The 12,371-nt window shown below is 65.1% G+C and carries 10 protein-coding genes; 4 read left to right on the top strand and 6 right to left on the bottom strand.

Annotation, left to right across the window (positions count from 1 at the left end):
• Nucleotides 1–394 (top strand): transposase (locus tag FK256_RS08260; protein WP_141424426.1); only part of this gene is annotated, 394 nt, incomplete at its 5' end.
• 437 nt (nucleotides 395–831) lie between these two features.
• On the opposite strand, the gene FK256_RS08255 is transcribed toward FK256_RS08260, so the two are convergent.
• A complete protein-coding gene (locus FK256_RS08255) occupies nucleotides 832–2,016 on the bottom strand; it encodes a branched-chain amino acid aminotransferase (RefSeq protein WP_141424425.1) in 1,185 nt (394 codons plus the stop codon).
• Between the two features lie 185 nt (nucleotides 2,017–2,201).
• Nucleotides 2,202–3,260, bottom strand: coding sequence for a 3-isopropylmalate dehydrogenase (locus FK256_RS08250; RefSeq protein ID WP_141424424.1), 1,059 nt, complete (start codon nucleotides 3,258–3,260; stop codon nucleotides 2,202–2,204).
• 130 nt (nucleotides 3,261–3,390) lie between these two features.
• On the opposite strand from FK256_RS08250, the gene FK256_RS08245 reads away from it, so the two are divergent.
• A complete protein-coding gene (locus FK256_RS08245; protein ID WP_141424423.1) occupies nucleotides 3,391–4,011 on the top strand; it encodes a TetR/AcrR family transcriptional regulator in 621 nt (206 codons plus the stop codon).
• Entirely contained in the window at nucleotides 4,008–5,258 is a 1,251-nt protein-coding gene (locus FK256_RS08240; protein ID WP_141424422.1) for an MFS transporter, read from the top strand. Before FK256_RS08245 ends, FK256_RS08240 begins: the two co-directional genes overlap by 4 nt.
• A 94-nt stretch (nucleotides 5,259–5,352) precedes the next feature.
• Here the strand turns inward: FK256_RS08240 and ilvC are convergent, their stop codons facing one another.
• The 3 genes from ilvC to FK256_RS08225 are packed head-to-tail and all read right to left on the bottom strand — an operon-like array spanning nucleotide 5,353 to nucleotide 8,696.
• Nucleotides 5,353–6,384: a ketol-acid reductoisomerase gene (gene ilvC / locus FK256_RS08235; protein ID WP_021605294.1), complete on the bottom strand. Its 1,032-nt coding sequence runs from the start codon at nucleotides 6,382–6,384 to the stop codon at nucleotides 5,353–5,355.
• Nucleotides 6,385–6,393: 9 nt separating this feature from the next.
• Nucleotides 6,394–6,906 (bottom strand): acetolactate synthase small subunit, encoded by a 513-nt coding sequence (gene ilvN, locus FK256_RS08230; RefSeq protein ID WP_003784785.1) that lies wholly within the window; start codon nucleotides 6,904–6,906, stop codon nucleotides 6,394–6,396.
• A gap of 5 nt (nucleotides 6,907–6,911) precedes the next feature.
• Nucleotides 6,912–8,696 (bottom strand): acetolactate synthase large subunit, encoded by a 1,785-nt coding sequence (locus tag FK256_RS08225; protein WP_141424421.1) that lies wholly within the window; start codon nucleotides 8,694–8,696, stop codon nucleotides 6,912–6,914.
• Nucleotides 8,697–9,050: 354 nt separating this feature from the next.
• Here FK256_RS08225 and FK256_RS08220 point away from each other — a divergent pair, with 354 nt between their 5' ends.
• Nucleotides 9,051–10,769, top strand: a complete 1,719-nt coding sequence (locus FK256_RS08220) for an aspartate:alanine exchanger family transporter (RefSeq protein WP_244936287.1) — start codon at nucleotides 9,051–9,053, stop codon at nucleotides 10,767–10,769.
• Between the two features lie 97 nt (nucleotides 10,770–10,866).
• On the opposite strand, the gene FK256_RS08215 is transcribed toward FK256_RS08220, so the two are convergent.
• The gene (locus FK256_RS08215; RefSeq protein ID WP_141424420.1) at nucleotides 10,867–12,246 is read right to left on the bottom strand and encodes a threonine/serine exporter family protein; all 1,380 of its coding nucleotides are present in this window, start codon (nucleotides 12,244–12,246) and stop codon (nucleotides 10,867–10,869) included.
• Nucleotides 12,247–12,371: the final 125 nt, after the last annotated feature.

Here is a 12,371-nt window from a genome sequence, read left to right as displayed (position 1 = left end):
CCTGACCTCCATGCCCGGGATCGGGGTCAGGACCTCCGCCATCCTTGCTGGCCGAGACCCTGGGCAAGGACCTCCAGGCACCGGCGCCCAGCTAGCCTCCTACGCCGGCCTGGCACCGGTAACCAGGAAATCAGGCTCCTCCATAAGGGGCGAGCACGTCTCCCACGGCGGCAACAAGAGGCTCAAGCGCGCCATGTTCCCCTCCGCCTTCGCCTCCCTGCGCTCCGACCCCGTCTCCCGGGCCTACTACCAGCGCAAACGAGACCAAGGCAAACGCCATAACCAGGCCGTCCTCGCCCTGGCCCACCGCCGCATCCTGACCCTGCACGCCATGATCCGAGATGGAGCCCTCTACGACCCACAACCAGCCACGAAACTACCCACCGCCGCTTGACACACCACATAGGGGCACCCCCCAGGGCCAGGGACTGCATCTGGTCGATGGTGAAGGACTCATCCATGGCAGCCGTCCGAGTTACGGCCTTGAGGAAGGAGTAGACGGCGTTGATCTTTCCCTGACCGGCGGGCACCGGTTGCTCGGGAGCATGCGTGGCGATTCCTGAAAAGGGCGATCCTCCAAGCCCGATCGGGATGTCGTCTGGAAATCCTCGACGTCGATTCGGCGCCGGAAAAATCGATCTAGACGTCGCTGACAGCACTATCGGGACTACCGGAACTGCTCTCTTTTGCCGAGGTGATTTCTGGTATCAGACAGAGGGATATGCGCCATGGGCACATATCGCACCACATATTTTTAAGGAATGAGACCGCATTCCCCATTCACGTCCGGATGCCCATCATGAATGAACGGAAGAATGACATCCGGTCATTCTATGAACGGGGTGGTACAAGCTGATACATCCATCCGTAGGGATCCTCAGCGCGGCCGGACTGGATGGAGGTGAGTCGGTCGTGAACCTGCCGGGTGACCTCATTGCCCTCGATTCGAGCGTCGAAGCCCTTCCCCTTGAGATGCCCCAGGGGTACGACGACAGCAGCGGTGCCGCAGGCGAAGACCTCCCTGACCCGACCTGATTCGATGTCCGCCAGCAGCCCCTCCAGGCTGATGATGTCCTCGACGACTCTCCGGCCGGAGTCTTGCAGCATGCGGATGATGGCACTGCGGGTGGATCCCTCGAGAATGGTCCCGGTCAGGCGCGGAGTTCGCACGGTACCGTCGGCGTCGACGACCATGATGTTCATGCCGCCGAGCTCCTCGAGGTTCTTCTGGGAGACGTCGTCGAGGAAGCAGACCTGGTCGCAGCCCTGGGCATAGGCCTCCTGCTGTGGGAGCAGGGAGGAGGCGTAGTTGCCTCCCGTCTTCGCCGCGCCCGTTCCTCCGCGCCCGGCGCGGTGGTACTCGGTAGTCACCCAGATGGAGATGGGTTCGAGCCCATGGGTGAAGTAGGAGCCCGCGGGGGAGGCGATGACGTAATAGTCAACCACCTTGGAGGGGCGTACGCCGAGGAACGCCTCGGAGGCGAAGGCGAAAGGACGCAGGTAGAGGGACTCGCCCTCGCCCGAGGGCACCCAGGCGGCGTCGGCCCGCACCAAGTCCACCAGGGAGGCCACGAAGTCCTCCTCAGCCAGCTCGGGCAGGGCCAGGCGCCGAGCGGAGGCGTTGAGCCTGGCCGCGTTGTAGCGGGGGCGGAAGGTCCACACCGAGCCGTCATCGTGCCGGTAGGCCTTGATCCCCTCGAAGATCTCCTGTCCGTAGTGGAGCACGGCGGTGGCCGGGGACAGACTGAGGTTGCCGTAGGGGATGACGCCGTAGTCGCCCCAGCCCTCACCCTGCCTCCAGCGGGCGTGGGCCATGTGATCGGTGAAGCGGTCGCCGAAGTGGAGCCCCGCCAGGACCGCCTGACGCTCGTCCTCGGCTACGGGCGACGGGTTGGCGGTCAGGGGGAAGCGACCGGCGATCGCATCGGCCTCGGGCACGGGAACCTCGGCAGCGCGAGCCAAAGCGGTGGATGTGGTGGATGTGGAGTCGGTTGAGGCGGCGTCTGTCTCAGGCATGCGCCCACCCTACCGCCGAGGCCACAACTCGGACACGACCTTCTCACATCCCGGCTCGTAGACGGGCCATCAGCTAGATTCCGGCCAGACTTACCGCTTCCGGCGACTTGTAGGTCCTCATCGGGCCATCCGTTCACGTATTTCGGCGACGAAGACGGCCGGGGCGCTTCAATGCGGCGATGCGTTCATCCCTGGGCCGTCTGGGTCACGGCGGCGGCGATGGCGTCACCGATCTGACTGGTCGTACGGTCGGTGCCATCACCACGCGCAGCCATGTCGGCCTTGACGCCGGCCTCGACCCGCGCAGCCACCTCAACCAGCCCCAGGTGGTCGAGCATGAGGGCGACGGCGCTGATCGTGGCGGTCGGGTCGGCCTTGCCCTGCCCGGCGATGTCGGGGGCCGAGCCGTGCACAGGCTCGAACATGGAGGGAAAGGCCCTCTCGGGGTTGATGTTGCCCGAGGCCGACAGACCAATGCCCCCAGTGACGGCACCGGCCTCGTCAGTGAGGATGTCGCCGAAGAGGTTGTCGGTGACAATGACGTCGAAACGACCGGGGTCGGTCACCATGTAAATGGTGGCGGCGTCCACGTGGCAGTAATCGACGACGACCTCGGGGTACTCGGCACCGACGGCCTCGACGATACGGCGCCACAGACCACCGGCGTGGACGAGCACATTGTGCTTGTGGACGAGTGTGAGGTGCTTGGCCGCCCTGGCCTGAGCCTTGGCGAAAGCGTAGCGGACCAGGCGCTCGACCCCGTAGGCCGTATTGACACTGACCTCGGTGGCGATCTCGTGCGCCGTGCCCTGTCGCACGACTCCCCCGTTCCCGCAGTACAGACCCTCGGTCCCCTCACGCACCACGACGAAGTCGATATCGCCGGGATCGGCCAGCGGCGTCGGCACCCCCGGGTAGTAGACCGAGGGACGCAGGTTGACGTAGTGGTCCAGAGCGAAGCGCAGGCGCAGGAGCAGTCCGCGCTCGAGAACACCAGAGGGGACGGACGGGTCGCCGACGGCGCCCAGCAGGATGGCGTCGTGCCCCTTGATGGCCTCAAGGTCCTCATCGGTGAGGGTCTGCCCGGTCTGGTGCCATCGCTCCGCTCCCAGATCGAAAGTGGTCGGCAGGACCGTGATTCCGCTCGCCTCCAGCGCCCGGTCGAGAACCTTGAGCCCCTCGGGGACGACCTCCTTGCCAATGCCGTCGCCCGGAATTACTGCCAGCTTGATGGTCTGCGTCATGAGGTCACCTTAGGACACGGTCACGATGCGAGACAGGAAGTCCACATAATGGGAGTGTGGCGCATTCGCGTTTCGACCGACGGTCGGTTAGTCTTATGCTCGATTGCACGCTCTCAGGAACGGAGGAGACATGACGCGCACCCACCGTCCTACCGCGCAGCGTCGTGAGGAGATTCTCGACGCCGCGCACACCCTTTTCACCACCAAGGGCTTTCAACCCACCACCATGGAGGACATCCTGAAGGTCGTGGGCATCGCCAAGGGGACGCTCTACTACCACTTCCCCAGCAAGGAGCAGATCCTCAGGGCTCTTGTCCTGCGCATCGTCGGCCAGGTCGAGCAGCGTGCCCGCGAAGTCGCCGATTCGTCGGCTCCGGCGGTGGACAAGCTCGTGACGATCATGGCGGCGATGCGGGTCGAGGCCGCTCAGACCGAGCTCGTCGAGCAGTTCCACGCCCCCGGCAACGCCGAGTTCCATCTGCTGTCCATCACAGCGATGATCGAGCACCTGACGCCGGTCCTCGCCGACGTTGTCGCACAGGGGGTGAACGAGGGAATCTTCACCACGGACAGGCCCCACGACGCCGTCGAACTGCTTCTGAGTGCTTCCGGAATCCTCCTGGACCACGAGATCATGGAGCCCAGCCCGGATGAGCTCGTCCGCCGCCGCGAGAGCCTCATCTGGGCGAGTGAGACACTCCTGGGAGCCCGCCCTGGGAGTCTGTCCGCCCTCGTGGAGGTCGACTCATGAAACGTGTCGGCCTGCTCGTTCTGGGCTCGTTCATCAACTCGCTGGGAACGGGACTGAGCGCCTTCGGACTTGCCGTCATCATGCTGCGCGCCTATGGAACGGCATCCTCGGTGTCAGCCGTCCAGATGAGTGCCTTCGCCCCTATCGTCCTCCTGGCCCCCTTGGCCGGAGTCCTTGCCGACCGCTACGACCGCCGCCTGATGATGATCATTGGAGATGCCGGTTCAGTGCTCGGGCTGGGCATCATCCTCGCAGCCCTGGCCTCGCCCCGCCCCTCCCTGGCCTGGGTCTGCACGGGAGCCATCCTCTCCTCCTGCCTGGCCGCGCTCACCGAACCCGCGCTGCGGGCCAGCGTCACCGACCTGGTGACCGAGGAGGACTACGTGCGCGCCTCCGGCCTCCTCCAACTCGCCTCTGCGGCCAAGTACCTCCTGGCTCCTGCCGCGGCGGGGTTCCTCATGCCCGTCGTCGGAGTGAGGGGACTCGTCCTGCTTGACGCCAGTACCTGTCTGGTCACCGTGGTCTGCACAATGACAGTGCGCCGCTCCCTGGCTGCAGATGCGCCGCAGCGCGCAGCGACCCAGCCCAGTGACGACCACGGCTTCCTGGCAGGGTGGCGGACTATCACCTCCTCACCCGGGCTGCGGCTCCTTGTCATCCTCATGACCCTGGCTACCCTCGCGATCGGGGTCATCCAGGTCCTCATCAAGCCGATCCTCCTGCCCACCGTAAGCACGTCCGAGATGGGCGTCATCGAGACCGTCGCCGCCATCGGCATGCTCGTAGGAGCGGCACTGGTCACCGCCTGGAAGAGCGCGCAGCCGACGACGCTGCTGACCACAGGCCTGGCCGCGACCGGCATCGCGATGATCCTGGTGCCCCTGGGGCCGGGCGCCTGGTGGGTGGCCGCCTGCGGCTTCCTCACCTTCGCGAGCCTGCCCCTGTCCCAAGCCGGAGCGGAGGTTCTGGTGCGCACCCGGGTCGACAACGCCCGGCAGGCGCGGACCTGGGGAACCATCAGTCTGGTGACCCAGATGGGCTACCTGGTGGCCTACCTCTGCTCAGGGGTACTGGTCGACCGGGTCCTTCAGCCCCTACTGGAGCCGGGGCAGGCGCTGTCCACCAGTGTCGGAACGGTTGTCGGCAGCGGGCCGGGACGCGGTGCCGCACTGCTCGTCGGCATCATGGGTCTGGGCATGGTCCTCGTGGCCCTCGGCGTCCACACCCGGCGCCGACAGCTCGCCTGAATCCGCAACTCCACCGCGACAGCTGCGGCAATACGGCGGTGCCCCCGACGACCTGAGCCGTCGGGGGCACCGCCGTAGGCGGTCTCCGAGGTCCTCAGCGGGCCACGGAGCCCTCCGTGTAGTCCTTGTCGACGTCAGCGCGCCAGGCGAACATGGAACGCACCTCGCGGCCGGTGGTCTCGATGGGGTGCGCCTCACCCTCGGCGCGGAGCTTCTTGAACTCCGGGGCACCAGCGGCCTGGTCGTCCATGAAGCGCTTGGCGAAGGTCCCGTCTTGGATGTCGGCCAGGACCCCCTTCATGTGCTCCTTGACGTCGGGGGTGATGACGCGCGGACCGGAGACGTAGTCTCCGTACTCGGCGGTGTCAGAGCAGGACCAACGCTGCTTGGAGATGCCGCCCTCGTTGATGAGGTCGACGATGAGCTTCATCTCGTGGCAGACCTCGAAGTAGGCCATCTCGGGCTGGTAGCCGGCCTCAACCAGGGTCTCGAAGCCGTACTGGATGAGCTTGGAGACGCCACCGCACAGGACGGTCTGCTCACCGAAGAGGTCGGTCTCGGTCTCCTCGCGGAAGGTGGTCTTGATGGCGCCGGCGCGCGTGCCGCCAATGGCCTTGGCGTAGGACAGCACGAGGTCCCAGGCGGTGCCGGTGGCGTCCTGCTCCACGCAGACGAGCACGGGGACGCCCCGGCCGGCCTCGAACTCACGGCGCACGGTGTGGCCGGGGCCCTTGGGGGCCACCATGACGACGTCAATGTCCGCAGCCGGCTTGATGTAGTCGAAGTGGATGTTGAAGCCGTGGGAGAACAGCAGGGCAGAGCCGGCCTTGATATTCGGCTCGATCTCCTCGCGGTAGAGGGCGGCCTGCACCTGGTCAGGGGCCAAGACGGTGATGACGTCGGCCCAGGCGACTGCCTCGGCGATCGGCTTGACGGGCAGGCCCGCCTCCTCGGCCTTGGCCACGGAGGAGGAGCCCTCGCGCAGGCCAACAACAACCTCCACACCGGAGTCGCGCAGGTTCAGAGCGTGAGCGTGCCCCTGGGAACCGTAGCCGATGACGGCGACCTTCTTGGACTGGATGACGGACAGGTCGGCGTCGTCGTCGTAGAACTTCTCAGCTGCCATGATTGCTTCTCACTTCTCCTTGAGTTGATCGGTGATGGATCGTGGGCCGCGCGTGATCGCCACGGCACCGGACTGGACAATCTCTTTGACGCCGTACGGCTGAAGAGCCGTCAGCAGAGCCTTGACCTTGGATTCTGAGCCGATGGTCTCGATGACCACCGACGTGGGGGCGACGTCGACGACATGGGCGCGGAACAGGTCGACGACCTGGAGCACCGCAGTGCGGTTGGCGTCATCCGCGTGCACCTTAATGAGGTAGAGCTCGCGCTCGACGGAGGTGTCGGGATCCAGCTCGACGATCTTAAGGACATTGACCAGCTTGTTGAGCTGTTTGGTGACCTGTTCCATAGCCAGCCCCTCGGCATCGGCGATCACCGTGATGCGCGAGATGTCCTCGTGCTCGGTGGGTCCGACAGCCAGGGAATGGATGTTGAAGCCCCGACGCGTGAACAGCGCTGACACCCTGGTCAGGACACCGGGCTTGTTCTCCACCAGGACGGACAGCGTGTGCTTCTCGCTCACGGCTTTCACTCCTCTTCCCACACCGGGCTCATGCCACGGGCGTGCTGGATCTCGTCATTGGAAACCCCGGCGGCGACCATGGGCCACACCTGGGCGTCCGCGGAGACGATGAAGTCGACGACGACGGGGCGGTCGTTGATGGCATTGGCCTGGGCGATGACGTCGTCCAGGTCCTCCAGGCGCTCGCATCGCAGTCCCACGGCCCCATAGGCCTCGGCCATTTTGACGAAGTCGGGAACCCGCTTCGTTCCGGCCCCGGTATGCAGGTCGGTGTTGGAGTAGCGCTGCCCGTAGAACAGGGTCTGCCACTGCCGCACCATGCCCAGCGAAGAGTTGTTGATAACAGCGACCTTGATGGGGATGTTGTTGAGGGTGCAGGTGGCCAGCTCCTGGTTGGTCATCTGGAAGCAGCCGTCTCCGTCGATGAGCCACACTGGACGGTCGGGGCAGGCCTCCTTGGCGCCCATGGCGGCGGGCAGGCCGTAGCCCATGGTCCCGGCGCCTGCGGAGGTGAGCCAGGAGTGGGGGCGGCGGAAGGTGAGGTAGTGCGCCGACCACATCTGATGCTGTCCCACTCCGGTGACCCAGATGGTGTCCTCTGCGGCGGCCCGGTTGAGGTGGGTGATGACCTCCTGAGGCTGAAGCAGTCCATCGTCGGTGTCGGTCCAGTCCGTGGGGTAAGTGGCCTGGATGCGCTCGACCTCGCGCCGCCACGGGGCGATATCCGCCCGCCCCTCGGCGGAGACGTGGTCGCGGAACTCGGTGCTCAGAGCGGGGACGACGTCGGTCAGATCACCGACAATCGGGACGTCGGCGGTACGGATCTTGGAGATCTCAGCCGGGTCGATATCGACGTGGATGACCGAGGCCCTCGTGGCGAAGGTGTCCGGTCTACCGGTGACCCGGTCATCGAAGCGGGCCCCCAGGCAGACGATGACGTCTGCCCGCTGAAGGGCTCCGACGGCGGCGACGGTACCGTGCATTCCGGGCATCCGCAGGTTGAGCGGGTGCTCACTGGGCATGACATCCAGCGCAGTGAGTGTGGTGACGAATGGCGCTCCAATGAGCTCGATAAGCTCCGTCAGGTCGTTGGAAGGCACCTGCGCACGGTTCAGGCCACCGCCGAGGTAGAGGACGGGACGGTCGGCAGCGGCGATCACCTCGGCGGCCTGAGCCAGACGCCGCTGGTTGGGCTTGCCGGGCAGACGATAGCCGGGCAGGTCCCGGGCCGGGGGCCACACGAACTCAGTGACCCCCTCCTGGGCGTCCTTAGAGATATCGATGAGGACGGGTCCAGGGCGTCCAGTTGAGGCGATGTGGAATGCCTCAGCCACACGCGGAACGATGTCCTCGGGATGGGTAATGAGGAAGGAATGCTTGACGAAGGGCATCGTGGCGCCGACGATGTCGGCCTCTTGGAAGGCATCCGTCCCGATTCCACGACTTCCGACCTGGCCGGTGATGGCCAGTATCGGCACTGAGTCCATGTGCGCGTCAGCGATAGCCGTGATGAGGTTGGTTGCACCGGGGCCGGATGTCGCCACGCAGACTCCGGGACGGCCGGTGACCATGGCGTAGCCCTCGGCGGCGTGGCCGGCGCCCTGCTCGTGGCGCACCAGAACGTGCCGGATCCTCGTCGAGGCGAGCAGTGGGTCATAGAAGGGCAGAATGGCACCGCCCGGCATCCCGAAGATGTCAGTGACACCAAGCTCTTCCAATGCGCGCACCAGAGCCTGGGCGCCTGTCATGACCTGTTGGCCCTGACGTGCGGGAGCGTCGTCGCGGATCATCGCTCGCTCTCCTTCTCCGTGCTTACCGTCCGGCGACCTGCCGGGTAATGAACGTTAGATCAGTGTTCACAGAGAGTCATATCGAGACACCTGTTGTCTCGCATCGTGGAATCACGGACGCGGGTCGCCCAAGGAGAGCCCCGTCCCTCACTGCTTCTGTCGGGATTCTTTCCGGCCGACGAGTCCCGGACCTTGGTACACCATGAGCCCCGTCAGAGATGACACAATAACCCTGTTACTCATGACAAACATCCGCCGCGTCACTTTCAGCGGCGAGACGGAAGGCGGCACAGCGACGTGGTCACCACTGTCCTGCACTATCTGTTAGACAACCCGGTTGTCATCGTGCTCCTCATGGTTGGTGCCGGGCTGCTGCTCTGGCGCGCCAGGCGCAGAAGCATACGCATCCCGGCGACGGTCCTCCTGGCCGCCAGCACGGCTCTCCTGGGCTGGAAGGTGGCGCACGCCAATATCCTGCACCACTTGTCCGAGAACGTAGTCCTCGTCTTGTTCCTCCTGGTCGGCACCGGGATGCTGCTGGGACACGTCAAGATCAAGGGTGTGAGTCTTGGGGCGGCGGCGGTCCTATTCTGCGGCATCGGACTAGCGGCCTGGGGAGCGTCCTCCTCAACTCCCATCGAGGTCCCCAGAGAGCTGGGAACCCTCGGATTGGCGATCTTCACCTTCGCCATCGGCATCCAGTCCGGGCCGAACTTCTTCCACATCATTCGTACCGCCGGTGGTCCGTTGGCCATCCTCCTGGGCGTCCTTGGGGTCGCGGCGCTCGCAGCCGTGGGCGTGGGGCGTCTTCTCGGCCTCAAGGCGGCGATGATCGCGGGCGCGTTCGCCGGCGCCGTCACCAACACACCAGCTCTGGCGGCGGCCGGGAACGCCGCGGCCATGGCCGGGGACAAGGCCGGACCGGGAGACGCCACCGTGGCCTATGCCGTCACCTACCTCTACGGCGTCATCGGCATGCTGTTCTTCTGCCTGTTGGCACTGCGCTACCGCCGCAGTGACAAGGACACGCCCTCCCCGCTCATCAACCGCACCATTCGGGTGGAGCGCGAGGACGGTCCGATTCTGGGCAACATTGTCGAGACCACCTCGGGACAGCTGAGATTCTCCCGTCTGCGTCGCGGAGAGGAGGGGCCCATCACCCGACCGACCAATGACGACCGCCTGTTCAAGGACGACCTCATCACCGTCGTCGGTACGCAGGAGGCCGTCAACCAGGCGATCAAGGCAGTGGGCCACGGTTCGTCACACTCCCTCATCGAGGACCGCAAGTACCTCGACTTCCGCCGCATCACGGTCTCGGACCCGAAGCTGGCCGGCCGCACCATCGGTGAGCTCGACATCGACAACCGTTTCGGGGCGACGATCTCACGTGTGCGCCGTGGCGACGTCGACATGGTGGGGACCCCGAATCTGGTGCTTCAGCAGGGTGACCGGGTTCGCGTAGTCGGCCCGACCGGTCGCATGAAGGAGATCTCGACCTATTTCGGCGACTCATCGCGCGGCTTGTCATCCATCAACCCGGTCGCCCTGGGGCTGGGCATGGCCCTGGGGATCTTCATCGGCGAGTGGAAATTCCTCACTCCCACCGGCGCCACTTTCTCTATCGGGTCAGCCGCTGGCACGCTTCTCGTTGGGCTCATTTTCGGCCGTATTGGCCGCATCGGAAAGTTCGTGACCGCCATGCCGTTCACGGCAACGGCGGTGCTCTCGGAGTTCGGACTCCTGGTCTTCCTTGCACAAGCAGGTACCAAAGCAGGTGGAGAGATCGCACACGCATTCACCGGCGGCGACTGGTGGAGGATCTTCGTCACCGGTTTCGTCGTCACCACCATCGTGGGACTGGGGATCTACGCTTCCATGCGATGGGTTGTCAGGATGGGGGGAACTCGTCTGTCGGGCCTCATCGGCGGCGTCCAGACCCAGCCGGCAATCCTGGCATTCGCCAACGAGCGCACCGGCGCCGACCCTCGGGTGGCATTGGGCTACGCGATGGTCTATCCCGTCGCAATGATCGTCAAGATCTTCATCGCTCAGATCCTCGGCGGGCTCTAGCCTCTTCACCTGACCCGCGCCTGAGCCCGCACGCAATGGTGCCCGCCCGCTGTATTCAGTGGCGGGCACCATCGTTTGCTCGGGTACACGGCCCTCGTTAGTCCTTCTTCTGCTCCCCGGTCGCCTTCGCGGTGTCTCGAGGAAGCGTGATGCGTTCGGAGGTGGCGACATCGTGGCGCCAGTTGTGGTCGGTGATGATGCGCGCCAAGGCGAGCCCAACACCAATCGCCGTGATGACGAAAAAGACCTCGGACAAGTTCGTCGCAGCCTCTCCCACGTCGACCCCTTTATCGACCGACAGTGTATTGAGCGCGGAGATGGCGCGGTAGAACGGCACACCAGGGATCATGATGACGACAGCGGGAACGGAGAGCGCCACCCGGGACAGGGAGGCACGAGATACGAAGAGCTGAGCCAGCAGTCCGATCGTGACTGCGGCCAGCCCCACAGCAAGCTGCCACGGCACATGGAAGACGTCGATGAGGAGGAGGCGCCCGGTGTTGGCCAGTGCACCGACCACAGCGGCCAGGATGCTGGCCTTGGAACCGGCGTTGAACAGCATGGCAAAGCCGTAGGCTGCGATGAAGGAGCAGAAGCACCGCAGAACGTAGAGCAACGGCCCGTCGAGCGAAGCACCGCTGGCTGCCGCCACATCCCAGCGAAAGATGAAGGTGACGGTCCATACGGCCACGCCCGCAGCCGCCATCACCATGAGCACGTAGGCGCTGCGCGACAACGCCGAGGAGAAGTCCTGCCGGAACAGATCCAGCATTGCCGTCACCATGGGAAAACCTGGAATGAGGAACAGAATCGCTGAGATGATGCCACCTTGATGGTTGCCGGTGACTACGCCGGCTGCATCAAGCGCGGTCACGATGCCCATATAGGTGCCGGAGGCGGCGACCCCGCATACGAGCCAGGTGAAGAAATGCTGATAGTGGCGCTCAAGCATCTGACGGCGGACGAACTGCCCCAGAAACGCGGCCACGAGGACCGTGAGGCACTCGACCCATCCGCCCTTGTTGAGAAAGCAGAATCCTGCGCAGGCCACCCCGGAGGCGGCCGCGTTGGTGAAGGCGTTGTAACGAGCGTGCATCTTCTCGACCTGCCTCAGCTTGGCCTCAAGATGCTCAACAGTCTCATGCGGGCGCAGATCGTGAACGATCCTGCGCAGAGCCTCCAAGCGGTCGACATTGACACCGACACGACGAACCTCACTGGCCTCGGTGCGGAACCGACTACCGACGTAGGAGGAGGTGACGATCTCGGTCATCGTCACCGTGGCCTCGTGCCGGTCAAGACCGACCGCGGCGGCTGCTCTCGCCATTGAGGACTTGATGCGGTAGGAGCCGGCCCCCGCGGCGAGCATGAGACGCCCTAGGTGCAGGACGACGTCCGACTGCTGCATGAGCCGATCCGCGTCGAGGCTCGGCTCATGGCCGTGCGGGGAGGTGGGAGGGAGATCAGTGTCAGTCACGAAGACAATGGTGCACCGTTTGACGCCCTCGTGTCAGATCATCCATGGACCCGGCACGGTGTTGGTGTTTTTTGGGGGTTGGGGGTTGGTGGTGGCAGGTGAGGGGTGGGGGGTGGGGGGCCGGC

Origin of the sequence: Actinomyces johnsonii (assembly GCF_006546835.1) — a bacterium.
GTDB classification, from domain to species: domain Bacteria; phylum Actinomycetota; class Actinomycetes; order Actinomycetales; family Actinomycetaceae; genus Actinomyces; species Actinomyces johnsonii.
The sequence above is the reverse complement of the archived record's forward strand: the minus strand, read 5'-3'. Positions and strand labels throughout refer to the sequence as shown.

Excerpts from the sequence above, each read along its gene's own strand:
- FK256_RS08255 (WP_141424425.1), bottom strand. The coding sequence starts at position 2,016 with ATGCCTGAGACAGACGCCGCCTCAACCGACTCCACATCCACCACATCC.
- FK256_RS08250 (WP_141424424.1), bottom strand. The coding sequence starts at position 3,260 with ATGACGCAGACCATCAAGCTGGCAGTAATTCCGGGCGACGGCATTGGC.
- FK256_RS08245 (WP_141424423.1), top strand. The coding sequence starts at position 3,391 with ATGACGCGCACCCACCGTCCTACCGCGCAGCGTCGTGAGGAGATTCTC.
- FK256_RS08240 (WP_141424422.1), top strand. The coding sequence starts at position 4,008 with ATGAAACGTGTCGGCCTGCTCGTTCTGGGCTCGTTCATCAACTCGCTG.
- ilvC (WP_021605294.1), bottom strand. The coding sequence starts at position 6,384 with ATGGCAGCTGAGAAGTTCTACGACGACGACGCCGACCTGTCCGTCATC.
- FK256_RS08225 (WP_141424421.1), bottom strand. The coding sequence starts at position 8,696 with ATGATCCGCGACGACGCTCCCGCACGTCAGGGCCAACAGGTCATGACA.
- FK256_RS08220 (WP_244936287.1), top strand. The coding sequence starts at position 9,051 with ATGGTTGGTGCCGGGCTGCTGCTCTGGCGCGCCAGGCGCAGAAGCATA.